Raw genomic sequence first — 21,652 nt, 5'->3', positions numbered from 1 at the left:
TTGCTGGCTTCATGCGGGTTGAGACATTGACGTGATCTCGGCGACAAAGTCGGCAAGAGGCATGTCGATGCGGGTTATCGATTGCTCGCTGAGGAACTTCGCTTCCATGCGCGTCGGCTCATCGGGCAGGATCGCCCAATGCTTGTCGCTGGAGCGCTTCATGATCTGGCGCGCGAAAGTACGCGTGAGCTGGTCATTGAAACGACAGCCGATGAACAGGAAATTCTTGCCCGTGCGCAGGCTCTGGATCTCGGCCGGAATCGGCGTCTGGATGTCGATTTCGGTCAGCACTTCGACGTAGTCGGTATCCGAGACCAGATAATTGGCCGCCGGACTACTGCAGCCGATGGGCTTGTAGAGGATGGTCTGCCAGTCGGGCGCACGGTCAGGCACCGGATTGCCATTGCCGTCGTACCAGCCGGTCCAGGTGCCGAAATGTTCGGACTGCGACAGACCCTGCACCTCACCCCACTTGATGCCTTCTGCCTGCAAGGCGGCAGCCATCGCCTCGTCATACCAGGAATCGACGATCAGCGGCAGATGCAGCGAGGCCAGCCAGGCGTGCAAGGCACCCGGCACCGGCGCGGCGGCAAACGCGGCATTCATCTGGTCGACCAGGGTCTTGCGGTGCTTGAAGTTCTCGATGAACTGCGCAGCCTGGGTGAGGCGGTTACGAATCTTGTGCGGCACCGTCACCTTGGCCGTCAGCAAGGCCACCAGCGCCTCCGGCGAAGCGGGAACGGGATAATCGGGCGCGAGCGAGAGTACATGCGCGCCCAGATAGGGAATGAGGGTGCCGGCACGCAGGCTGGCTTCGAGTTCGGCTGGCAGGGTCATGACATTTTCCTTGTTGGATGGCTCAATAAATCGGGACGCCGGCGCCCACATTGGTCGCCGCGTCCTTCAAGGTGCCGACGACGAAACGCACTTCGTCCTCGTCGATGAAGCCATGGAAGGGCAAGGCGAGGGAGCGGTCGGCGATCCGCTCGGTGTTCGACAGCCCCCCCACGCCCTTGCGATAGCCGTAGTGGGTGTAATGAAACTGCTGGTGCAAGGGGCGCGAATAGGCAGCGACTTCGATGGCTTCGTCGTCGAGGTCTTCGATCAGCTTTTCGCGCGCGCTGGCAGTAAAGCGCTTGCCCAGATGCACCACGTAGAGCATCCAGTGCACCTCGGTCACCTCATCGGCGATATAGGGCGGTTTGATGCCCTCGAAGGTCTGCATGACTTCGTGATACCAGGTCTCGACTTTCTTGCGCCGCGCGAGGATTTCGTAAATGCGCTCCATCTGCGCGATGCCGACCGCAGCAGCCAGATCGCTCATGCAGGCCTGCATCGGCACCCGGCTACCGACCGACACCGACATGCGATCACCCAGCGAATGTGAGCGCAGGTAGCGCAGCTCGGACGCCAGATCGGCATCATCGGTGAGCACCATGCCGCCCTCGCCGCAGGAGACTGCCAGCGGTTGCGAAAGGTCGAAGATCGACATGTCGCCAAAGCTGCCGACCAGGTCCTCGCCATAGCGCGAGGCGATGGCTTCGGTGGAGTCCTCGATCAGGCGCAGGCCGTGGCGCGTGGCAATCTCACGCAACTCCTTCCATGCCGCCGGATGGCCATTGCAGTTGGCGGCGATGATCGCGCGGGTCTTCGGCGTGATGCGTTCTTCAACCGACTTCGGCGCAATCGAACCTGACCAGTAATCGATATCGGCAAACACCGGCGTCGCACCGACATGCACGATGGCGTGGGCAATGTGGTGCCAGCTGTAGGCACTGGCAATCACCTCATCGCCCGGCCCGATACCCAGCGCACGCAGCGCCAGCCAGCTACCGGTCATGCCGCTGGAAACGGCGATGGCGTACTTGCGTTCATGAAAATCGGCGAACACCGATTCGAAGGCTTCGACCATCGGACCGCTCGACAGCCGCCCCGACTGCAGGACGTGCGCCAGCAGCTGCGACTCACGTTCATCGACATCGGCTTCCGACAATGCAATCCAGTCGCTGTCCATCATCTGGCTCCTGCCTGTGTTGTGCTGATGGCAGCACGGCCAGCGCTGCATGCCTGTACCGGACAGGCCAGACCGCAACGCATTGCGCCGCGCTGTGATTGCGGGTGAAAGCTGCTGGCCATGCTGGGTTCCTTACATGCGCTGGGTGAGCACCAGACCCACGGCACTGCCGGGGTCTGCCGTCACCGACCAGCAGTGGCCATCGCTCTGCATCAGGAACAGGTCACGGTCACCGATGCGCAGCACCGGCGTCTCGTTACGCATGTCGAATGCATCCACAGCCGACGCACGGATCCCCGGCAGAATCTGACGCACTTCGCTGATCGCATCCTTGAGCGTCACCGCTGACAAGGTGATGCGCGCGACCTGGGTGAGTTGTTCCGCATTGATGGCCATCTCAGTCGTCTCCACCCACACGCTTGGCTTCCACCGTAATCGGCAGCTTGGTGCCCTCGGGCATCGCCGGCAGGGCCATGTCCCAGCCATTGCCGAGCTTGACCATGCCGCCCCACATGCCGGGGTTTTCCATCGACACGATGGGCTCTTCGAGGTCCTTCTTGGGTACGTACAGCGACAGCTGTCCTTTACCGTCCTTGCGAATCATCACTTTCATTTTGGGCTGGCTCCCGGTGAGTAAATCAATTGGCATGCACGGCGGCAGGGTTCTGTAACGGCGCTTCCGGCCGACAGAGTTCCTGCAGCACATTCACGACGGCTGCAATATCGGTGGCATGCGTATCAAGTCCGAGAGACAGGCGGATGGCACCGAGCGCGACGCTGCCCGGCACGCCCATGGCGAGCAGGACATGCGAGGGGTCGGAACCACCGGACGAACAGGCCGCGCCGGAGGAGGCGCAGATGCCCTTGCGCTCAAGCCGGTCGAGAATCTTGTCGCTGGAAAAACCTGCAATGCTCAGGCACACGGTATTGGGCAGGCGCTCGGCGTCCTGCCCGTAAATCGTCACGCCAGGTACCTGGTCGAGCAGGCTGGCTTCCAGCGATTCGCGCAAGGCGGTCTCGCGCAACGCCTCGTCGGCCAGGCAGCTGCGCGCATGGCGGGCCGCTGCCGCCATGCCGACAATGCCCGGCAGGTTTTCGGTACCGCCGCGGCGCGCGCGCTCCTGCTGCCCGCTCATCAAGGTCGGCCAGCTGAGGCCCTTGCGGATCAGCAAAGCGCCCACGCCTTTGGGCCCATGGAATTTGTGGGCCGACAGCGACAGCAGATCAACGCCCCACTCGGCAAAGCTGATCGGCAGCTTGCCGACCATCTGGGTCGCGTCGACGTGCACCGGAATGCCGCGCTCGCGCGCCATCGCAGCGATTTCAGGAATCGGCTGCAGCACGCCGGTTTCATTATTGGCCGCCATCACCGAGATCAGCGCAGCGTCCTGCTGCAAGGATTCACGCAAGGCATCGAGATCGATGCGGCCAGCCGCGTCGACCGGCACCAGAACCACCTCGACACCTTCCTGCCGCAGGCGCAGCGCACTCTTCATGTAGCCCGAGTGCTCGATGGCCGAGAGGATGATGCGACGCGGCATTGCCGGGCGATGCAAGGCACCGTGCAGAACGTGGTGATTGGACTCGGTAGCGCCGCTGGTGAACACGATTTCCACCGGCTGCGCGCCCAGCAGGGCGGCGACATCGGCACGCGCCGCAGCGAGCACGCGCTTGGCGTCCTGCCCCAGTGCGTGTTTGGACGAGGGGTTGCCCCAGCACAGCTGCATCGCTTCGCTCATCGCTGCGACGACATCGGGCAGCGGGCGTGTGGTGGCATTGTTATCGAGATAGATCATCGCTTTTTCTCCCTCGCTGCTCATGGCCAGAACACCCGTGCCGGGTCTGCACACAGCACCTGCAGCAGTACATCCAGATCGGCGTATTCGTCGTGCAGCAACCATTGCCCGGCTTCGTGCTCGCGTGAATAGAGCGACCAGATCGCACCGAGCTTTTCAATGCGCGCGATGTCGATGACGCCGCCGGCCGGATCGACATTGCGCGAGCAGCACGGGCTGGCGATCTGCAGGGCGCCGTCGACGATCAGCACCTCGGGTTCGACGTAGCGATAGCGCTCGCGCTTTTTCAGCGCCCGCCTGATGCGGCGACGCGTCAGCTCCAGCTCACCAACGAGCACGGCTGTTTGCGTAGGAAGCTGGCTGAGCGTGCGCATGGCGTTCATGTCGATCAAGGCGCGCTCAGAGCGGCGCGATTTCCTCTTCCATCACCCCGACCACGCAGGGCCGCTCGGTGCTGAACTCGACCATGTAGATCGGCAGATTGGCCTCCTCGTGGTGACCGATCTGCACGATCTCGCCCGGCGTGCCCAGCGCGACCAGCAGCGCATCCTCAGGCATTTCCGGATAGCTGCCGTCGTTGAACAGGTCGATCTGCGCGGCCACGCGCTGACCCCACTGATACTTCGGTGTGCGCATCTCAAACATGGTTTTCTCCCTCTTCGACACGTTGCCCGCTGATCCCCACATTGCTGTCGATAATCGGCGGCGCGCTCTCGCCCACCTTGTTGCCCAGCTTGATGGTCGCCAGCTGGGCGAGCTTTTCTGGCCCCAGCGCCTCGATCACGTGATCCGGCAACTGGTCGAGCGAGACCAGCTCACGGCCGCGCATGCCGACGCGATTGCCGGTATCGAGGAACTCGACTGCGTAGATGTAGTACTGCTGCAGGAAGGAACCAATCGAGGTGACGAAGCCGATGTCGCCCTTGCGCGCCAGCACTTCGCCGATGTCCTTGCCGCAATAGGTGCCGTCGTTGCGGATGGTGTAGCGCGTGACCACGCGCTCGCCATACTTGAACTGCGGCGGTGCGGTGAGTTCGACGGTATCGCTGTCACGACTGATGTCACCCATGATCGACTCCCTGCTCTGCGTGTTGGTGGGTCTGTGCGTCGCTGTCCTGCAACGCATGGCTTTCGCTGTTCAATTGTTCGAGGCGTTGCTGCGCGGCGAGGCGGACCTCCTCCTCGGCATCGCGCTCCGCCATCTGGCTGGCCAGGGCCTGATCGGCGCGCTGAACAAGCTCCCAGCGCACTTCCCAGGAAGGATCGTCGGCCATGCGTGGCAGCAAAGCCACGGGCAAGCGCTGGGCGACGAGACGGCGCACCGCTACCTCGCTGTCATCAGCCATGTTCAGCAACAAGGGCATCGACAAGCGCTTGGCCACTTCCATGCGCACTTCCCATTCCTTGTCGTGCATCACGCGCGACAACATGCTCTCGGGGACGCGTCGCGCCACCAGCTTGCGCACGTAGTAGTCCTCGTCATCCTTCATCGCCAGCAGCTCGCTGCCTTCAAGGCGCATGGCGACACGGATGCGCACTTCGCGGTGCGGGTCGTTGCGCAGGCGTGCGGTCTGCGCGAGCGGCAGGCGCACCGCGACCGACAGACGCACCGTTTCATCCTCGTCGTGGATCAGATGCTGCAGGCGGAATACATCCGCATGGCGGCAGGCAATCGCACGCACTTCGAAGTAATCGTGGCTGAGGTAATCGTTGCCCAGGTGTGGATTCCACTTGAAGAAGCGATCCACGCGTTTGGCATATCGGTCCTGCACGCAGGCATGGCCCAGCTCGCAGCGTACGGTCTCACTGCGCGTCGGACAGCTTTCGCAGTCGAGATCATTCCCCAGCCAGTCGACGAGGGGGATGTCCTGCTCGGCGGACGCGCTGCCGAGCATCATGATGCGGCCTCTGCCATCACGGGTGCCGCCTGGGCGATGTCCGGACAATCTTCATAGCCAATGTCATCGCGCCCCATGCGTGCCAGCACGGTGTGCAGCACGCGATAGCCGACTTCATCCCTGGGGTCCAGCTCATCGAGCTTGGCAATCGCGGCGCGGCCAAGATCCAGCTCACCCAGGCGCAGGCTCAGGTAGGCATAGCCCTTGAGGGTAAAGAGCAGGAAGCGCGGCAACGGCTCCAGCACAGTGAAGCGCGGGTCCGGCGCGACGTCCTGCCAGCGCGCTGGCAAGCTGAGCGCGGCGAGCGCCATGTCCAGCGCACGCACGGCGACTTCGCGTGCCTCGGCCAGGCGATTGCCATAGAAATGGAAGCGGTAGAGCGCAATCAGCGTGGCCGGATGCCCCGGCGCCACTCGACACGCCTGCTCCAGCAGGGCCAGCGCTTCGGGCACCTGCTGGCGGATCAGACCGGCCTGCTTGATCAGCGCTTCTGCAGCGGCAGGCAGCCCGCCGCCCAGCACGGCCGTGTCGAAATCTGCAACAGCACTGACATCGTGCTCGACTGAACGGCTGGCTGACATGACATGCCTCTCTCTGCTCTGGCTTGGCGGTGAATCAGTGACGGCGCAAGGCGTCGATCGACACGGTCGCAACGGCTGGCGGTGCGGCATGCGAGTGGCCGTGCGAATCGGACGGGCCGCTGCTGCTGCAGGCGCAGGGCGCCTGGTTCGGGTTGATGAAGCTCAGCCCGCTCTTGGTCGGCGTTTCGGTGAAATCAATCGTCACGCCTTCGAGCAGCAGACGCGATTCGGCAGTGAGGAACAGCTTCACACCGCTGACCTCGACCACGGAATCGCCGGGCAGCGGTGCGGCTTCAACCGTGAACTCGGAGTTGAAGCCGGAGCAGCCACCTGCGCTCACCTGCAGGCGGAAGCCGGCGCCTTCGGGCTGGCCGGAGAAGCGCACCATGCGCGAGATGAATTTGTTTGCAGCAGCGGTAAGCGTAAGGTTGGTCATGATTTCCTCGGTGTGGGTGGTATCTCCCTGCCCGCCCTCGTCTTGATTGCGACGAGGATCAGGCAGCGAGCGGGACGATGCAGTCATCCACCGGACAGACCGCCAGACACTGCGGATCGTCGTAGTGGCCTTCGCACTCGGTACAGAGCTCAGGGTCGATCACGAAAATGTTCTTCTTTTCGCTGATGGCGTCGTTGGGGCACTCGGGTTCGCAAGCCGAGCAGCCCGTACAGAGATCGGCAACAATGGTCAGGGACATGATGTTCTCCTCGGATCAGGAAAAAACCGCCGCGGCTCAGGCCGCGGCAGTGTAGGCACCTTGACGGATGGCAGCGTCGCCGCGGGCCACATGGACGATTTCACCGCTGGCGATGCGTGATGCATAGTCGGCAAACCAGGACAGCGCTGCCTTCTCGATGAACTCATCGACATAGCCATCGATCGGTTCGATGCCCGCCGATTTGAGTTCGTCCTTCGGGCAGGCACCGATCTTGGCTACCAGTACGGCATGGCAGTCATTGATCGCGCGCACCACCGAGGGCAGTTGCTCATCGTCGCCAAAGCCGCCCTGACAGTACTGGTCGACCCGACGGTGACCGACGAACAGCGCTTCCTTAGACGACACTTCAAAGATCTGGAATTCGGTGACGTGGCCGAAGTGTTCATTGACGCGGCCGCCACCCTTGGTGGCCACGGCAACCAGCACCTTGATGTTTTCGTCGAGCTCAATCTTCGCTTGCGAGGCCAGGGCTTCGACCTTGGCATCGTGCTGCGCCTGACGTTCGGCTTCGACCTTGTCCTGGTAGCTGCGGCGACGGTCAAGGTCGTAGACCACTTCCATCTCTTCGATCTTGTCGAGCGTGAATTCCTTGCTGCGATCTTCACCGAGCAGGCCGACGGCATCTGCGCGGCATTGACGGCAGTGACGCATCAGGTTGGCGCCGCCCATGCAGGCGTCCTGCACAGCCTTGAGCTCTTGCGCGGTCGGGCCACGCTGGCCGTTGAGGCCGAAGTAGGTGCCATGCTCGGGCTCGGAGATCAGCGGCATGATGTTGTGCAGGAATGCACCACGTGCCTTGACCGCCTTGTTCACCTCGATCATGTGTTCGTCATTGATGCCGGGGATCAGCACCGAGTTGATCTTGGTCAGCACACCGCGTGCGGTGAGCATTTCCAGACCCTTCATCTGCTGTTCGTGCAGGATCTTAGCGGCTTCGTAGCCGGTGACACGCTTGTGGTTCCAGAAGATCCACGGATAGATCTTCTCGCCCACCGCCGGGTCCACCATGTTGATGGTGATGGTCACGTGGTCGATGTTGTACTTGCAGATTTCATCGACCAGTTCGGGCAGCGCCAGACCATTGGTCGACAAGCACAGCTTGATGTCCGGAGCCTGCTCTTGCAGCATCTTGAAGGTCGCGAAGGTCTTGGTCGGGCTGGCCAGCGAATCGCCGGGGCCGGCGATGCCGAGCACCGTCATTTGCGGGATTTCGCTGGCGACCGCGACGACCTTCTTCACCGCTTGTTCGGGCGTGAGCTTTTGCGACACGACACCGGGGCGCGATTCATTGGAGCAGTCGTACTTGCGATTGCAGTAATTGCACTGGATGTTGCAGGCCGGCGCCACCGCCACATGCATGCGTGCATAGTGGTGGTGAGCCTCCTCGGAGTAACAGGGGTGGTTCTTGACCTTGTCCCAGATTTCTTGCGGCATATCATCGGGACCACCCGAGGAACCGCAACTTGCCTTGCCTTCACCGCCATGTGTGCCACAGCCGCCACCCGGCGCCGGCGTTTCGATGGGGGTGGCCAGCGCGTTGTGACTGGATTTCAGATCGGCAATGCTGACGTAGCTCGCTGTTGCACTTTGCATGACGTACTCCTTGATCTTCTTGGGGCTCTGCGGGGGCTGGCGCAAGGTAATTAGCGAGTTCCGTGCCAAATCTGTTTTCTTATATTTTTCATTAACTTGCGAGTCTTTCCAGGATCTTTTCCGGAAGGCATAAAACCTACGCTTGCGACAATCCACACAAACAATGACGCACTGCACTTCCGCCACAAATCCGACAATGGCGAGCCGGAAAATCTGATCTTTGCCTGATCCAGATCAAAAAAATGGCGATCCGCTTGCGCAGGATCGCCATCCGCACTCACTTACGGAAATCGTTCAGCTCAGGGCTGTCTTCAAAGCCGGCGCAGAGAACGCCGTGTCAGACAACATGCGTTCATTGACCGCCAATGCAAACTCGCGCCAGGCCGCCGCCAGATCACGGCGTATGCCTTGCAGATACTCGGCATCGGGGTCGTGCTCAGCCGGGAAATTGGAGATCGCACAGGAGGTGGCGTTGTGCGTCACCGCCGCCGTCAGCAAGGCATCGCTGAAGCCGACAAAGCTCTGCAGCAGCGCAGGCGTCAGCGCCGAGCGGCCTTTTTCAACAGCCACCTCGCGCGTCTCGAAGGGCAAGCCGGCGAGCTGCTGCAGCGCAGTCGCGTAGAGTTTCTCGACCACGTCGATGACCACGCGCTGGGTGATCTGCTCGTATTGCTGGGTCGACAGCGCACGCGTCAGGCCCTGCTTGTAAGCGGCAATCGCCGCCTCACGCTGCGCCGCCACCCAGGTTGCAAATTGATTCAGGCATTGCTCGTTATTGCTCGTATGCATGATCGTCAGCACCTTGTCGCCCAGCGGCCGCTCACCCGCCAGTTGTTGCCAGACGCGGGCTGCCGCATCCAGCGCGCCTTCGAGATAGCCCGCGCCCAGGCTCGCTGTCTCGCTGCCCGCCAGATGCAGCTTGCCGTCCCAATAGGGCTCAGCCAGGGCCGCGACAGCATCCTCGGGATGCTCGTTGCGGCCGGCCGCATCAAGCGCACTGCAGGTAAAGCCTTCATCGGCCCAGTCACGCAAATGCAGCTCGGCATCATCTGCCGCCGCCGGGCCATATAGCTGGGCGAACTGGCTGCTTGCCATCATCGGCAACACGGCTTTGTAGGCTTTGCGCACCGAGGGCGGCAGACAGAAAAAGCCACCCAACGCGCCGCCCTCACCCGCCACCGGTGAGGCATCGAAGATCTCGCCCAGCACTGCCTGCGCATGGGTGACGAAGGCATTGCCGGACAAGCCGGCGTCACGCCAGAACGCGCTGTCAAACGCCGCCAGCGCCTTGGCCTGGGCCGACATCCAGGTCGGCGTCGCGCGCAGCGTTTCAGTCAGGCCGGCAGCGAGCGCCGGCACAAAGGCAATGCGCTCATCGACCAGCCGTGGCGGCATCGCCAGCACCACATGGCGCGCCGACAGCACCACGGTCTCGGCGCCGGTCCAGCAATGCGCTTCGATGAAGTCACCGTGATCGACCAGGCGCGTCAGCTCGTATCCCATCCGCATCCGCTCTACAGCCAGACGCTGTGCCAGCGCATCAACCAGGGTGCGCATGCCTCCCGTCACGCGTTGCGCGCCATTGTGCACGCCGCGCTGCTGCAGGGCCTCGGGGCTGCCGTCACCACTCGCAAGGTGCAAATTGGTCCCGCTGTCGTGCTGCGCGAAGCTGCTCAAACCCAGGTCGGAGAGCAGACGCGTGATGCGCGGCTGCGTCTCGGGCCAGAACCAGCCAGGCCCCAGATCCAGCGCCTGACCGGATGCACTACGAAAGGTTTCGATGCGGCCTCCCAGGCGCGTGCGCGCCTCGACCAGGAGGTAATCGCGACCTGCAAACTGCAGCTTGCTGGCGAGACTGAGCCCGCACAGCCCTGCGCCGACGACGAGCGTATCGAGCATGACGCATTCCTCTCTGTTGATTGCTGATGCCTTTTCGCAGCTGTGCAGCAAACATCGTTCCACGGCTCATCGATCAAGCGCCAAGCCGCGTGCGACAAGGCTTCGCACCTGCTCGACGAGCGCGGCGGACAGCCTCCCACGTCGACTTTGTCGCAATCCGTACAGCGCCATCAGGCGCCCCGCGCAGCGCGCTGCCATAAAGCCGGCAGAGCCTTTGCAGACAAGCTTCTGCGCGATTCTTGCTACGCCTTGCAGCAACACGGCAAGAAATGAATCCCGCGCCATGAATGCCCGCCTCCCCGCCGCTCCCTCGCCCGCCCGCGCGCCCCTTGGCGCGCTCGAAACGCTGTGCTTCGACAATCGTTTCGCGCAACTGCCTGCTGCCTTCTACACGCGCCTGGCGCCGCGCCCGCTGCCTGCCGTAAGCCTGGTCGGCTTCAGCGCCAATGCGGCGGCGTCCATCGGTCTGGCCGCTGAGGAAGGTTTGCGTGCCGAGTTTGCCGAAGTCTTTGCCGGCAACCGCCTGCTCACGGGCAGCGAGCCGCTGGCGGCGGTGTATTCCGGGCATCAGTTCGGCAGCTGGTCAGGCCAGCTTGGCGACGGGCGCGCGCACCTGCTCGGCGGCGTGCGCACAGCGGATGGCATGGTCGAGCTGCAACTGAAGGGCGCCGGGCCAACACCTTATTCGCGCTTTTCGGACGGACGTGCGGTGCTGCGTTCGTCGATCCGCGAATTCCTCTGTTCCGAAGCCATGCATGCGCTGGGCATTCCGACAACGCGCGCGCTGTGCGTGATCGGCTCGCCCGAGCCAGTGATTCGGGAGACGGTCGAGACGGCCGCGGTGGTGACACGCATGGCGCCGAGCTTTGTGCGCTTCGGCTCCTTCGAACATTGGTCTGCTCTGGATCGCGAGGCCGAGCTGCGCACACTGGCCGACTACATCATCGACGAATTCCGGCCGCAGCTGCGCGAAACGCCAGAACCGTATGCCGCACTGCTGGCCGATGTGGCCGCCCGCACCGCAGAGCTGATCGCGCACTGGCAGGCCGTCGGCTTCATGCACGGCGTGATGAACACCGACAATATGAGCATTCTGGGCCTCACGCTCGACTACGGCCCCTTCGGTTTCATGGAAGCCTATAACGCCAGCCATATCTGCAATCACTCCGACCACAGCGGGCGCTATGCCTTCCGCATGCAGCCACGCATCGGCCACTGGAATCTTTACGCGCTAGGCGATGCGCTGCAATCCTTGATCGGTCATCCGGACAAGATCCGCGAGATTGTCGACCGCAGCTATGTCGAACACTACGACCGCAAGTTCCTCGCCCTGGCCACCGCCAAGCTCGGCTTCGCGGGTGTCGAGGCGGGTGATGCCGATTTTCTCGGCGAAACCTACGGCTTGATGCAGCGCCAGCATCTCGATCACACCCAGTTCTTCCGTGCGCTCAGCGCGCTGCCGGGCAATCCCTCGCGCGAATCGCGCGCGCACTGCGATGCGCCGCTGCGCGACCAATTCATCGACCGTGACGAGGGCGATGCCTGGCTGCTCTCCTGGCGCGCGCGTCTGGCCCGCGAAGGGCGAGACGATGCAAGGCGGCAGGCTGCCATGCGCGCCTGCAATCCCAAATACATCCTGCGCAACTGGATCGCCGAGGCGGCGATCCGCAAGGCGCAGGCCGGCGATTTCAGCGAAGTGGCGCGGGTGCTGGCTTGCCTGCAGCGCCCCTTCGACGAACAAGCCGAGTTTGATGACCTCGCCGCGTTGCCGCCAGACTGGGCCGCCGGCTTGTCCATCAGCTGTTCCAGCTGAGGACGCTGCACTCACCGATCATCGCCACAGCCAGAAGGAAAGCACCATGGATCTCATCTACAAGACACGCGTTTTCAGCCAGGGCGGCCGCAACGGACGCGTGCAAAGCGAAGACGGTTTGCTGAAAGTCGATCTGGCGCAGCCGGCCGAAATGGGCGGCACCAAGCCGGGCGTCAATCCCGAGCAATTGTTCGCTGCTGCCTATGCCGCCTGCTTCGAAAACTCCGTGCGCCACATCATCCGCAGCGAACGCCTGCCGGTGAAGGGCTGTATGGTCGAAGCGGAAATCTCGCTCTACAAGAACTTCGAAGAGGCTTATCGCTTCTCGCTGTCCTTCGCGGCGATCATGCACGGCATCGACCAGGCCACTGCCGACTCGCTGGTCGAGCGCGCGCTGAAAGTCTGCCCCTACACCGACGCGACCAAGACCAATGTCACGGTCAAGGCAGTAGCCGTACTGGAAGCGCCGCAATGATTCTTTGAATGCGTGGGGAGGCCGGCGGACAGAAGCGCCAACACCTGCAGGCGCGAAAGCCGAACTCCCCACTCGCGACTAAACCAACACACAGCCTCGCGCCAGTAGATCGGCGACGGAGTGAATCTCGCAGTCCTGGCCGAGTTCGTCGAGCGCGGCTTCCGCCTCGATCGGGCTGCGGAACACGTATTGCCAGATGCTGCCCTCGCCAGCGTGCTCGAACCAGTTGCCTTCGGCTTTCAGGTGCAGCAGGCCCAGCACATAGCCGCCGCCGAGAATGCGCAATGCGACGCGACCCATGTCCTCTTCGTAGGCGAAGAACTGGTCGCCATCGTGCTCGACGATCACCTCCCAGCCCTCCTCGCCTGCGGTGAGCAAATCATAGAGCGCGGCAGATTCGGCAGCGCTGGTGTTGCACGCCAGCTCGCCATTGAGCGCCGCTTCGACCGTGGCGTGCAGGCTGCCAACGGCATCGTCTTCCAGACCCTGGCGTGACATGACACAGGCTTCATCGTCATCGAAACCGAACAGCGTGATACCCAGCGGTGTTTCGACGACCTGCACACTGGCAAGGCGGGTGGCAAGTGTATTCATGGTCTACCTCGTGGTGCGTCGGCCGCAGCTGCGACACGACATTGAAGGAATTGCGACAGTCGCCACGACAAGACGCCCGCTGCGATCGACAAAATCCGCCGCAAGCCGCGCCCAGCCTTGTTCGACACAACTGGTTCCATTCTTGCAAAGCAAGTTGCGAACCCATCACCCTTCAACAGGAGATCACCATGGCTGTCATCCCCGGCTTCTTCATTGACTGGAACGGCAAAGCACGACGCACCGAAGATGCGGGCGGCGGATTCGTCGTTGATGTCGACCCCGTCGCCAAGTACGTCGCGCTGTACACCGAGAAGGGTACCCTGATGCACGAGGCGACCTTCTATAAATCGCTCGACGATCTCGAAAAGAAAGGCATCAAGGCCGAACTGGTCGCCGGCTCGATGCCCTGGGGCATGAAGAACGAGTGGTAAGCACGAGCCTGCCGGCGCTCAGGCCAGGCTGAAGCTGAACAGCTCCGGCAGTTTGGCCTTGTACTGGCGCAGATGGTAGCCGGTCACCGGCACCAGGGTTTCGAGCGTGAACCACACCACGTCTTTCTGCGCACGTGACAGACAGGGCAAGGCCGCATCCAGCTCGCGCCAGGCCTGCCAGTTCACCAGCGGCATCTGCGCGCTGACCTCCTCGGGCAGCGCAACGGCCATGTCGACCATGATGCGTAGATGACGTTTGATTTCCGCGCGGGTCAGCCGCGAGGCGAAGTATTGCGCGCGATCCATGTCGCCGATCAGGACCTGGATCGCCCAGCCCGACTCGAAGAAATTGGCCAGCAGGCCGGCAGCGTAAATGTTGTGCACAGCGTCCTCGTTCTGATAGACGACTCGCCCGAGTGCGGGCAAGATACTGCTGGCGGCATGATGCGCGCACGCAGGTTCCTTTTCAATTCCCTCATGTGGGAGAAGCCGATGGCAAGCACCGTAATCACCGAAGCAAACTTCAACGAGACACTGGAGAGCAATCCCATCGTGATCCTCGACTTCTGGGCCAGCTGGTGCGGCCCATGCAAGAACTTTGCCCCGGTGTTCGAAGCCGCCTCCGAGCGCCATACCGACATTGTCTTCGGCAAGATCGATACCGACGCCGAGCAGAGCCTCGCCAATGCCTTTGGCATTCGCTCGATCCCGACGCTGATGGTGATCCGCGACAAGATCATGGTCTATCGCGAATCCGGCGCCATGCCTGCCGGGCCGTTCGAGCAGCTGATCACGCAGATCCGCGCACTCGACATGGACGAAGTGCGCGCCGACATCCTCGCCCAGGAAGAAGGCGACCCGGACGCTCCGGGCTGATCAGCGCCGCACCCACACCAGACAACGGTTATTGGCCGGCATCGCGCGGTCTTCCAGCAAGCGCAGACCGGCTGCGCTCGCCAGCGCCTCGACCGCCTCGAAGTCGCGGATGCCCTGCGCTGCATCGCGCGCCTTGAGCGAGGCATCGAACGCGGCATTGCTGGCGCTGCTGAAGGCGCCGCCGTAATTGAAGGGGCCATAGATCAGCAGGCGCGCTGCCGGCGCCAGCACCTGCGGCAGGGCCGCGAACAAGCACTCGACGGCCGACCAGGGCATGATGTGCAAGCTGTTGGCCGAGAACACCGCATCGAAGCGGCCCGCCGGCCAGGGCGCCGTGACATCCAGGATCCAGGGCGCTGGCGTATTGGGCAGCTGCGCGTGCGCCAACCAGGCCGCAATGCCCAGCAGATTGCCTGCCAGATCAGAGCACTGCCAGATCCAGCCCGGCATGGCCTGCGCGAAATAGACCGCATGCTGGCCGGTGCCGCTGGCAATTTCCAGCACGCGTGCGCGCTCCGGCAGATGCTCGCGCAAGACAGCAAGAATCACCTCGCGATTGCGCGCACAGGCGGGCGCATCAGGCAAGCCGGGCATCATGTGGCGACCTCGCGCGTGCGTGCGTAGAGCCAGGCGTCGCGTGGCGAAGCGGCGATGTTCGGGTGCAGGATCACGCGCTGCAAGCGGCCCTCCAGCTGCATGCCGAGCTTTTCCAGCACGCGGGCCGAGGCAGCATTATCGACATCGCAATGTGCCTCGATGCGATACACGCCCGGCCGCGCCAGCGCCTGCTCGATCAAAGGAGTCGCCGCCTCCTGCATCAGGCCTTGCCCCCAGCTTGCACGCCGCAACAGAAAACCCAGGCGCAGACAGAACTCGCTCTGCGGCAACAACTGGATCAGCCCCAGCGCATTGCCCTGCTCGCTGCCCTCGGCCTGACACAGGACCCAGGTCCAGGCGGCACCGCGCGTCCAGCGATGCGTCTCGTAACTGATCAGCTCGCGGGTCTGCGCCAGCATGCTGTGGGTGCGCCAGCCGAGGTAGCGCGTCACCTCGGCATCTGCACAGAGGCCGCTGAACAGCGGCTCGGCATCGTAGGGCAGCAAGGGGCGCAGATACAGGCGCGGCGTTGCAATGCGCTGGGGCGGCCAGCTCATGCGCAGACCATGGCCTCGCGCAGCAGACGCGCCAAATGCACGCTGTCACGCTGCACGCCGTCAAGAATCTGGTGGCGGCAGCTCATGCCATTGGCAATGATGCGCGTGCTCGCCGGCTCGGCACGCAAGGCGGGCAGCAAAGACAGCTCCGCCATGCGCATCGACACAGCAAAGTGTTCCGCCTCAAAGCCAAAGCCGCCGGCCATGCCGCAGCAACTCGATTCAATGAATTCCACTTGCAAACCATTCACCCAGCTCAATACCTTGCGCATCGCTTTCATCGCGCCAAAGGCTTTCTGGTGGCAGTGCCCATGCACCACCACACGCGTATCCGGCGGCACAGCAAAGCTCAGAGTCAGGCGCTTACCCTCATGCTCGCGCGCCAGAAACTCTTCGAGCAGCAACGCCACCTTGCTGATCTTGTCGATACGCTCACCCAGACCCAGGCTATGGTACTCGTCGCGCAGCATCAACAGGCAAGAAGGCTCCAGACCAATCACCGGCATGCCCTGCTCGACGCAGGGCCAGATCGCCTCCACCATGCGCTGCGCCTCCTCGCGAGCAGCATCAATCAAGCCCGCCGAGAACCAGGTGCGGCCACAGCACAGCGCGCGCTCACCCGCCGCCGCGCACAGCAGATGCACGCGGTAGCCGGCTGCGACCAGCAGCTCCAGTGCGGCCTGCGCATTGGCCGGATCAAGATAATTGGAAAAGCTGTCGACGAACAAGGCGACCGGGCGCCCCTCGGCTGGCCCGAACACCTCGCCCGCCACGCTGTCCAGAAAACTGCGCGGCGCGGGCAGCGGCAGCGAGCGCTGGGCGGCGATGCCGGTCAGGCCCTGCATCAGGCGCGCCAGGGCCGGCCAGCGCGCGCGCAAACGCATCAAAGCGGCGACAAGATGCAAACGCGGCAGCCAGTCCGGCACACTCGCCAGCAGGCGCTCGCGCAGCGGCACAGCGGCGCCCGCCTGCCACTTTTGCGCCCGTGTCTCGGCACGCAGCAAGGCCATGTCGGTGCCATTGGGACATTCGCGCTTGCAGCCCTTGCAGCCGACGCAGAGCGCCATCGCAGCTTCGAGTTGAGGACTCAGGAAAGGCTGCTCGCCGAGCTCACCATTGAGTGCGGCCTTGAGCTGCGCGGCGCGATGCTGGGTGGAGTGCTGCACGTCGTGGGTGACGCGATAGCTGGGGCACATCACGCCTTTTTCATCGCGCTGGCATTGCCGATTGCCAATGCACACCGCAGCCGCCTTGCCAAAGCCCTCACCACTCGCTGGCAGTGCCGCGTAGGCGTCACCCGCGCCGTAGCCATCGTAAGCCGACCAATCAAGCCGTAGTTTCACGCTGCACGTTCCTGGGAGGAAAAGCAGGCTGGCGCAAGACTGATGCCAAATGCGCTAAAGCCTTGTCAGGCAAGGCTTGCCCGTCAGCACTCAGGGCCAGCCTGAGGTTTGACATGTCGGGATGTCGACAATAGCACCTGAGGCGCCTGCGCCGCCGGCACTCAGAAGCGGCGCACCTCGATGTTGTACTTCTGCAGCGCGTAGCCCATCTGGCGTGGCGTGATGTTGAGCAGGCGTGCAGCCTTGGCCTGCACCCAGCCACATTGCTCCATGGCCCAGATCAGGCGCTCCTTCTCGCCCTGCGGCTTATCACCGCCAAATTGACGCGAGGGCGCGACCTCAGCAGTGCCAGCGGCTGCCGCCACAGCCACGCTGCTGTCCTCTTCCGACGCAATGGCAGCGCCGCCACTGCCGCTACTCCCAGCGCCGACGGTGGGCGGATGCGTTTCAACATGGCCAAGCACCGGGGCGACGGCGTCGTCCTTTTTCATGAAGTGCAGGACCTGGGTCAGACAGCGATTGGCCGAACAGGGGAAATCCGAGTGCTCGATGGCATCGTGATGCGCCATCGTCGCGGTGCGCTCGATACAGTTTTCCAGCTCGCGCACATTGCCCGGCCAGTAACAATGCAGGATCACATCTTCACCGCTGGGCGAAAGCTCCATTTGGCGCCCGTTCTCGCGGTTGAAGCGATCCAGGAAGTGCTTGGCCAGCGCCGGGATGTCGTCACGCCGGTCGCGCAGCGCGGGCAGGAAGATGCTGACCACATTGATGCGGAAATACAGGTCGGCGCGGAAGGTACCCGCTGCCACCATTTTTTCGAGGTTGCGATTGGTCGCGCAGACCAGGCGCACATCGACCTTGATCGCCTTGCTGCCGCCCACGCGTTCGAATTCGCGCTCCTGCAGCACGCGCAGCAGCTTGGTCTGGAAGGCTGGCGAGATGTCACCGATTTCATCGAGGAACAAGGTGCCGCCATCGGCCAGCTCGAAGCGCCCCTTGCGGTCACCGGTAGCGCCCGTGAAGGAGCCTTTTTCATGGCCGAACAGTTCCGATTCGAGCAGGGACTCGGAAAGCGCCGCACAGTTGAGCTTGATGAAGGGGCCGCCCTTGCGCGTCGACAATTCGTGGATCGAACGGGCAATCACTTCCTTGCCGGTGCCGCTCTCGCCACGCAGCAACACGGTGGCGCGCGAGGGCGCAACCTGATGCACCTCGGAGAATACCTCCTGCATGCTGCGGCTATTGCCGACGACATTATCGAGCTTGAAGCGCGTGCGCGTCTCCTTGCGCACCCGCTTGGCCTGGGTCAGCAGACGCTCGTGCTCATCGCTGACGACACGCCGCAGGGCAACCGACTGACCGACCAGGTTGGCCACCATCGACAGCAGGCGCACATCGTTGCCAAAGCCACCGGAACGCCCGGCGACACGGTCGATGCTGAGCACGCCGATGGTTTCGTTGCCGCCGCGGATCGGCACGCCGACAAAGCCGATGGGCTCGGTATGCGGTTCGTCGACCGAACCGGTGCGGTTGAGGAACAGCGGCTCGTTGGAAATATCCGGCACCACGATCGGGCTGCCCGAAGAGAATACGCGGCCGATGATGCCCTCGCCCGCATGGTAACGGCCGCCGAGCCATTCCACCGCGGTCAGACCGACGGCGGCATGCAGGGTCAGGGTCTCGCCATCCTCTTCTTCCAGCACGATCATGCCGCGGCGGAAATCGAGGTGATGGGCCAGGACGTTGAGGGCCTCACGTAAGGTCTTGGAAATATCCAAGGACGAGCTGAGGATCTTGCTGATCTCGTAGACCGTGACGAGATCGAGGTTTGCACGTGCATTCACATCAATACCATTCGCAGCCATGACGCGTACCTCCGCGTGACACAACACGAACCCTTTCACTGCCCTATTAGTTTTATTTTTGGAAGCCGGGGGTACCGCGTGAGGGGAAAACCCTCATCCATACTCTTAGCAAGCAAGCTACGTACCGTCGACAGCATTGCGCCCCAAGAGATGTCATCCGCAAGGAAAATTCTGCACAGCAGCATAGTTCGCGGCGTACTCGCAGCATCCTTCCTGCATGCTGGCTAGCCGTACAGAACGACACAAGACCGGCACGACGACGTCACACTTCTTACAAAGCTGACGCATCCTCGTGCCATGTGACACAAATTTGCCCATTTTTGAATCACTGCGGGCGCCCACCACTCCGCAAAATGCCACGGCATGGCATTTGCTGGTTTGATCACAAACATCTCCCAGGTGGATCAGGACATGAGCACAGCACAGGCACGCGTCGTTTCAATCGAGGCCCATTCGGTCAAGGTCAGTGTCGCCGAACAATCGGCCTGCGGCGGCTGCCGCAGCAAATCCGCCTGCGGCGTAGGCACCACGCGCGAGGTGCCGGTCGACACGCCGCTGCTCTCGCGCCTGCAAGTGGGCGATCAGGTAGAAATCCAGATGCCGACCGGCCTCACCCTGCGCCTGGTGACCCTGATCTACGCGCCGCCGATTGCCGGTTTCATGCTGGGCATCCTGCTCTCCAGCCTGGCTTCGGCCAGCGATGGGCAAAGCCTGGCCAGCGGCGCGCTGGGCCTGGCCGCCGGCTTCGTCGTAACGCGACTGGCCAGTCGCTTGGCCAACTTACAGGCAAACCCGGAGATCCGCATTCTGTAAGGCGAAACCGGCGTCCCGGCTGAGCTTTTTAGTTTGCGCATGCAACTAAAGTAATAAATAAATTCCCCCGTTAGCAGTGTTAAGTCTTGAAAACCGCGCGTTCATGCCAAATCCGCCGTCTTCAGACTGCATCGATTCAATGGGAGAAACAGTATGTGGTTTGATCAACTGCGCTTTGGCAGCAAGCTGGCGCTGAACTTCGTGGTCGGCAGTGGCACCTTGCTGCTGGCGCTCGTGTTCGCCGCGATCCAGATCGGCACGATTCACACCCAGCTCGGTGTCATCAAGGAAAACTCTGTGGCATCCCTGCGCTCGGCCTCGCTGATTTCGCAATTGCGTCTGCGCTACCGGGTGCGCAGCCTTGAATTGATGCTGGCAGAATCCGACGCCGAGCGTGACAAGCTCAGCCGCTCGATGAACGAGCTCGACGGCCAGCTCAAAGACGAGATTGCGACGCAGCGCAAACTGATCGATGATGACCAGGACAAACCCTTTGTCGACGCCGTCGAAAAGTCTTCCGCCGCCTATCGCGACAGCGTCGAGAAAGCCGTCGCCCTGCTCAAGACAGGTGACCGCGCTGGCGCTGTCACCCTGCAAAAGAGCGAATGGGTCAAGCTCGCCAATGCCACGCGTGATGCCACCGACGCGCTTGAAAAATTCAAACAGGGTGAAGCCCGCGAACGCACGGATCAGGCTTACGCCTCCGGTGCCGCAGCCCGGACCAGCGCCTGGCTGGCGCTGCTGATCTCCAGCGTAATCGCACTGGGCTTCTCGATCTGGTTTGCGCGACGCATCTCGCAGCGGCTCTCGGCAGCGGTCAGCGCCACCCAGCGCATCGCCGAAGGCGACCTCAACGCGCAGCTGGGCGCCCCCAGCAAGGACGAGATCGGCACCCTCAATGCCGCCATGCTGCAAATGCGTGACTCGCTGCGCAAAGCCGTCTCCGACACCCGCCAACAGGCCCATGCAGTCAGCGAGGCCGCCAAGCTGCTCAGTGGCAATGTCGGCGACATGGAGCACAACAGCCACGCGCAGAGTGCCGCCGCCTCGGCCATCGCGGCCAATGTGGAAGAGCTGACCACCTCCATCGCCCAGGTGTCCGACAATACCGCCGAGGCCAGCACGCTGGCCGCCGATGCTGATCGCCAGGCCGCCACGGGCGCCAGCTCGATCAGCCGCGTGGTGGACGAAATCCGCCGCCTCGCCGAGGTGGTCAATGCCTCGGCCAGCCACATCAGCGCCCTGGAAGAGCAATCGGCACGCATTTCCAATATCGTCGTGGTGATCCGCGAAATCGCCGACCAGACCAATCTGCTGGCGCTCAATGCCGCTATCGAAGCGGCGCGTGCGGGCGAACAGGGACGCGGCTTCGCAGTGGTGGCCGACGAGGTACGCAAGCTGGCCGAGCGCACCTCGCACTCGACGGCTGAAATCAGCCAGATGATCGGCACCATCCAGGTGTCGACCCGCGAAGCCGTGAGCGGAATCCGCGATGGCGTCAGCTCGGTTGATCAGGGCGTGGCCCTGGCCCAGAGTGCCGGCGAAGCGATCAAGGAATTGCGCGGCATCGCCAGCCATGTCTCTGATCTGGTCAGCGGTATCGCCGAAGGCCTGCGCGAACAGTCGGCCGCCTCGAACGATGTCGCCGGCAAGGTCGAGCAGATAGCACGGCGTGCCGAGGAAATCAGCCACAACAGCGGCTCAACCAGCAATGCCTCACAACAGCTGAACCACATCGCCAACGAAATGCTGGGGACGATCAATCATTTCCGGCTCTAAGTACGGAGC

Annotated in this window: 26 protein-coding genes; 6 read left to right on the top strand and 20 right to left on the bottom strand. The window is 62.9% G+C overall.

Going from position 1 to position 21,652, the window contains the following annotated elements; genetic code table 11:
* Positions 1–9: 9 nt before the first annotated feature.
* The 14 genes from ABDB84_RS16460 to ABDB84_RS16395 form a co-directional block, all read right to left on the bottom strand.
* Entirely contained in the window at positions 10–837 is an 828-nt protein-coding gene (locus ABDB84_RS16460) for an SIR2 family NAD-dependent protein deacylase (RefSeq protein ID WP_345920852.1), read from the bottom strand.
* A 22-nt stretch (positions 838–859) separates the two neighbouring features.
* Positions 860–2,017, bottom strand: coding sequence for a DegT/DnrJ/EryC1/StrS family aminotransferase (locus tag ABDB84_RS16455; RefSeq protein WP_345920851.1), 1,158 nt, complete (start codon positions 2,015–2,017; stop codon positions 860–862).
* Between the two features lie 129 nt (positions 2,018–2,146).
* The gene (locus tag ABDB84_RS16450; RefSeq protein WP_345920850.1) at positions 2,147–2,410 is read right to left on the bottom strand and encodes a hypothetical protein; all 264 of its coding nucleotides are present in this window, start codon (positions 2,408–2,410) and stop codon (positions 2,147–2,149) included.
* A 1-nt stretch (position 2,411) separates the two neighbouring features.
* Entirely contained in the window at positions 2,412–2,627 is a 216-nt protein-coding gene (nifT, locus tag ABDB84_RS16445; RefSeq protein ID WP_345920849.1) for a putative nitrogen fixation protein NifT, read from the bottom strand.
* 25 nt (positions 2,628–2,652) lie between these two features.
* Entirely contained in the window at positions 2,653–3,834 is a 1,182-nt protein-coding gene (locus ABDB84_RS16440) for a cysteine desulfurase family protein (RefSeq protein WP_345920848.1), read from the bottom strand.
* Complete coding sequence (locus ABDB84_RS16435; RefSeq protein WP_345920951.1) at positions 3,831–4,193, bottom strand: DUF3024 domain-containing protein; 363 nt, start codon at positions 4,191–4,193, stop codon at positions 3,831–3,833. Before ABDB84_RS16435 ends, ABDB84_RS16440 begins: the two co-directional genes overlap by 4 nt.
* 16 nt (positions 4,194–4,209) lie before the next feature.
* Positions 4,210–4,455 (bottom strand): nitrogen fixation protein NifZ, encoded by a 246-nt coding sequence (locus ABDB84_RS16430; protein WP_345920847.1) that lies wholly within the window; start codon positions 4,453–4,455, stop codon positions 4,210–4,212.
* Entirely contained in the window at positions 4,448–4,879 is a 432-nt protein-coding gene (locus ABDB84_RS16425; protein WP_345920846.1) for a nitrogen fixation protein NifZ, read from the bottom strand. Before ABDB84_RS16425 ends, ABDB84_RS16430 begins: the two co-directional genes overlap by 8 nt.
* Positions 4,872–5,708, bottom strand: a complete 837-nt coding sequence (locus ABDB84_RS16420; protein WP_345920845.1) for a 4Fe4S-binding leucine-rich repeat protein — start codon at positions 5,706–5,708, stop codon at positions 4,872–4,874. The genes ABDB84_RS16425 and ABDB84_RS16420 overlap by 8 nt, the downstream gene beginning before the upstream one ends.
* Positions 5,705–6,289 (bottom strand): hypothetical protein, encoded by a 585-nt coding sequence (locus ABDB84_RS16415; protein WP_345920844.1) that lies wholly within the window; start codon positions 6,287–6,289, stop codon positions 5,705–5,707. Before ABDB84_RS16415 ends, ABDB84_RS16420 begins: the two co-directional genes overlap by 4 nt.
* A 34-nt stretch (positions 6,290–6,323) precedes the next feature.
* The gene (locus tag ABDB84_RS16410) at positions 6,324–6,725 is read right to left on the bottom strand and encodes a HesB/IscA family protein (RefSeq protein WP_345920843.1); all 402 of its coding nucleotides are present in this window, start codon (positions 6,723–6,725) and stop codon (positions 6,324–6,326) included.
* A gap of 58 nt (positions 6,726–6,783) precedes the next feature.
* Positions 6,784–6,984, bottom strand: coding sequence for a YfhL family 4Fe-4S dicluster ferredoxin (locus ABDB84_RS16405; RefSeq protein ID WP_345920842.1), 201 nt, complete (start codon positions 6,982–6,984; stop codon positions 6,784–6,786).
* Positions 6,985–7,020: 36 nt separating this feature from the next.
* Positions 7,021–8,598 (bottom strand): nitrogenase cofactor biosynthesis protein NifB, encoded by a 1,578-nt coding sequence (gene nifB / locus ABDB84_RS16400; protein WP_345920841.1) that lies wholly within the window; start codon positions 8,596–8,598, stop codon positions 7,021–7,023.
* 294 nt (positions 8,599–8,892) lie between these two features.
* Entirely contained in the window at positions 8,893–10,497 is a 1,605-nt protein-coding gene (locus tag ABDB84_RS16395) for a flavin monoamine oxidase family protein (protein WP_345920840.1), read from the bottom strand.
* 283 nt (positions 10,498–10,780) lie between these two features.
* On the opposite strand from ABDB84_RS16395, the gene ABDB84_RS16390 reads away from it, so the two are divergent.
* Positions 10,781–12,310: a protein adenylyltransferase SelO gene (locus ABDB84_RS16390; RefSeq protein ID WP_345920839.1), complete on the top strand. Its 1,530-nt coding sequence runs from the start codon at positions 10,781–10,783 to the stop codon at positions 12,308–12,310.
* Positions 12,311–12,356: 46 nt separating this feature from the next.
* Positions 12,357–12,785, top strand: coding sequence for an Ohr family peroxiredoxin (locus ABDB84_RS16385; protein ID WP_345920838.1), 429 nt, complete (start codon positions 12,357–12,359; stop codon positions 12,783–12,785).
* 78 nt (positions 12,786–12,863) lie between these two features.
* Here ABDB84_RS16385 and ABDB84_RS16380 read toward each other — a convergent pair whose 3' ends face one another.
* On the bottom strand, positions 12,864–13,379 hold the full coding sequence (locus ABDB84_RS16380; protein ID WP_345920837.1) for a hypothetical protein: 516 nt from the start codon (positions 13,377–13,379) through the stop codon (positions 12,864–12,866).
* Between the two features lie 188 nt (positions 13,380–13,567).
* Here ABDB84_RS16380 and ABDB84_RS16375 point away from each other — a divergent pair, with 188 nt between their 5' ends.
* Positions 13,568–13,810 (top strand): hypothetical protein, encoded by a 243-nt coding sequence (locus tag ABDB84_RS16375; RefSeq protein WP_345920836.1) that lies wholly within the window; start codon positions 13,568–13,570, stop codon positions 13,808–13,810.
* Positions 13,811–13,828: 18 nt separating this feature from the next.
* Here the strand turns inward: ABDB84_RS16375 and ABDB84_RS16370 are convergent, their stop codons facing one another.
* A complete protein-coding gene (locus ABDB84_RS16370; protein ID WP_345920835.1) occupies positions 13,829–14,194 on the bottom strand; it encodes a hypothetical protein in 366 nt (121 codons plus the stop codon).
* Positions 14,195–14,302: 108 nt separating this feature from the next.
* On the opposite strand from ABDB84_RS16370, the gene trxA reads away from it, so the two are divergent.
* Entirely contained in the window at positions 14,303–14,686 is a 384-nt protein-coding gene (trxA, locus tag ABDB84_RS16365) for a thioredoxin (RefSeq protein WP_345920834.1), read from the top strand.
* Here the strand turns inward: trxA and ABDB84_RS16360 are convergent, their stop codons facing one another.
* From ABDB84_RS16360 to nifA, 4 genes are all read right to left on the bottom strand, one after another.
* Positions 14,687–15,283: a DUF938 domain-containing protein gene (locus ABDB84_RS16360; protein ID WP_345920833.1), complete on the bottom strand. Its 597-nt coding sequence runs from the start codon at positions 15,281–15,283 to the stop codon at positions 14,687–14,689.
* On the bottom strand, positions 15,280–15,840 hold the full coding sequence (locus ABDB84_RS16355; RefSeq protein WP_345920832.1) for a GNAT family N-acetyltransferase: 561 nt from the start codon (positions 15,838–15,840) through the stop codon (positions 15,280–15,282). Before ABDB84_RS16355 ends, ABDB84_RS16360 begins: the two co-directional genes overlap by 4 nt.
* On the bottom strand, positions 15,837–17,183 hold the full coding sequence (locus ABDB84_RS16350) for a (Fe-S)-binding protein (protein ID WP_345920831.1): 1,347 nt from the start codon (positions 17,181–17,183) through the stop codon (positions 15,837–15,839). The genes ABDB84_RS16355 and ABDB84_RS16350 overlap by 4 nt, the downstream gene beginning before the upstream one ends.
* A 161-nt stretch (positions 17,184–17,344) precedes the next feature.
* Positions 17,345–19,051, bottom strand: coding sequence for a nif-specific transcriptional activator NifA (gene nifA, locus ABDB84_RS16345; RefSeq protein ID WP_345920830.1), 1,707 nt, complete (start codon positions 19,049–19,051; stop codon positions 17,345–17,347).
* A 411-nt stretch (positions 19,052–19,462) separates the two neighbouring features.
* Here nifA and ABDB84_RS16340 point away from each other — a divergent pair, with 411 nt between their 5' ends.
* Both ABDB84_RS16340 and ABDB84_RS16335 read left to right on the top strand, forming a co-directional pair.
* Positions 19,463–19,864, top strand: coding sequence for a SoxR reducing system RseC family protein (locus ABDB84_RS16340; protein WP_345920829.1), 402 nt, complete (start codon positions 19,463–19,465; stop codon positions 19,862–19,864).
* A gap of 153 nt (positions 19,865–20,017) precedes the next feature.
* Positions 20,018–21,643, top strand: a complete 1,626-nt coding sequence (locus ABDB84_RS16335) for a methyl-accepting chemotaxis protein (protein WP_345920828.1) — start codon at positions 20,018–20,020, stop codon at positions 21,641–21,643.
* Positions 21,644–21,652 lie beyond the last annotated feature (9 nt).

The sequence above is a fragment of the Uliginosibacterium sediminicola genome (assembly GCF_039631295.1).
GTDB classification, from domain to species: domain Bacteria; phylum Pseudomonadota; class Gammaproteobacteria; order Burkholderiales; family Rhodocyclaceae; genus Viridibacterium; species Viridibacterium sediminicola.
The sequence above is the reverse complement of the archived record's forward strand: the minus strand, read 5'-3'. Positions and strand labels throughout refer to the sequence as shown.

Bases quoted from the DNA above. Each gene is read 5' to 3' on its own strand.
- ABDB84_RS16335 (WP_345920828.1), top strand. From the start codon at position 20,018: ATGTGGTTTGATCAACTGCGCTTTGGCAGCAAGCTGGCGCTGAACTTC.
- ABDB84_RS16375 (WP_345920836.1), top strand. From the start codon at position 13,568: ATGGCTGTCATCCCCGGCTTCTTCATTGACTGGAACGGCAAAGCACGA.
- ABDB84_RS16430 (WP_345920847.1), bottom strand. From the start codon at position 4,455: ATGTTTGAGATGCGCACACCGAAGTATCAGTGGGGTCAGCGCGTGGCC.
- nifB (WP_345920841.1), bottom strand. From the start codon at position 8,598: ATGCAAAGTGCAACAGCGAGCTACGTCAGCATTGCCGATCTGAAATCC.
- ABDB84_RS16440 (WP_345920848.1), bottom strand. From the start codon at position 3,834: ATGAGCAGCGAGGGAGAAAAAGCGATGATCTATCTCGATAACAATGCC.
- ABDB84_RS16385 (WP_345920838.1), top strand. From the start codon at position 12,357: ATGGATCTCATCTACAAGACACGCGTTTTCAGCCAGGGCGGCCGCAAC.
- ABDB84_RS16340 (WP_345920829.1), top strand. From the start codon at position 19,463: ATGAGCACAGCACAGGCACGCGTCGTTTCAATCGAGGCCCATTCGGTC.
- ABDB84_RS16435 (WP_345920951.1), bottom strand. From the start codon at position 4,193: ATGAACGCCATGCGCACGCTCAGCCAGCTTCCTACGCAAACAGCCGTG.
- ABDB84_RS16425 (WP_345920846.1), bottom strand. From the start codon at position 4,879: ATGGGTGACATCAGTCGTGACAGCGATACCGTCGAACTCACCGCACCG.
- ABDB84_RS16360 (WP_345920833.1), bottom strand. From the start codon at position 15,283: ATGATGCCCGGCTTGCCTGATGCGCCCGCCTGTGCGCGCAATCGCGAG.
- ABDB84_RS16405 (WP_345920842.1), bottom strand. From the start codon at position 6,984: ATGTCCCTGACCATTGTTGCCGATCTCTGTACGGGCTGCTCGGCTTGC.
- ABDB84_RS16380 (WP_345920837.1), bottom strand. From the start codon at position 13,379: ATGAATACACTTGCCACCCGCCTTGCCAGTGTGCAGGTCGTCGAAACA.
- trxA (WP_345920834.1), top strand. From the start codon at position 14,303: ATGGCAAGCACCGTAATCACCGAAGCAAACTTCAACGAGACACTGGAG.
- nifT (WP_345920849.1), bottom strand. From the start codon at position 2,627: ATGAAAGTGATGATTCGCAAGGACGGTAAAGGACAGCTGTCGCTGTAC.
- ABDB84_RS16460 (WP_345920852.1), bottom strand. From the start codon at position 837: ATGACCCTGCCAGCCGAACTCGAAGCCAGCCTGCGTGCCGGCACCCTC.
- ABDB84_RS16390 (WP_345920839.1), top strand. From the start codon at position 10,781: ATGAATGCCCGCCTCCCCGCCGCTCCCTCGCCCGCCCGCGCGCCCCTT.
- nifA (WP_345920830.1), bottom strand. From the start codon at position 19,051: ATGGCTGCGAATGGTATTGATGTGAATGCACGTGCAAACCTCGATCTC.
- ABDB84_RS16455 (WP_345920851.1), bottom strand. From the start codon at position 2,017: ATGATGGACAGCGACTGGATTGCATTGTCGGAAGCCGATGTCGATGAA.
- ABDB84_RS16420 (WP_345920845.1), bottom strand. From the start codon at position 5,708: ATGATGCTCGGCAGCGCGTCCGCCGAGCAGGACATCCCCCTCGTCGAC.
- ABDB84_RS16415 (WP_345920844.1), bottom strand. From the start codon at position 6,289: ATGTCAGCCAGCCGTTCAGTCGAGCACGATGTCAGTGCTGTTGCAGAT.
- ABDB84_RS16450 (WP_345920850.1), bottom strand. From the start codon at position 2,410: ATGGCCATCAATGCGGAACAACTCACCCAGGTCGCGCGCATCACCTTG.
- ABDB84_RS16410 (WP_345920843.1), bottom strand. From the start codon at position 6,725: ATGACCAACCTTACGCTTACCGCTGCTGCAAACAAATTCATCTCGCGC.
- ABDB84_RS16395 (WP_345920840.1), bottom strand. From the start codon at position 10,497: ATGCTCGATACGCTCGTCGTCGGCGCAGGGCTGTGCGGGCTCAGTCTC.
- ABDB84_RS16355 (WP_345920832.1), bottom strand. From the start codon at position 15,840: ATGAGCTGGCCGCCCCAGCGCATTGCAACGCCGCGCCTGTATCTGCGC.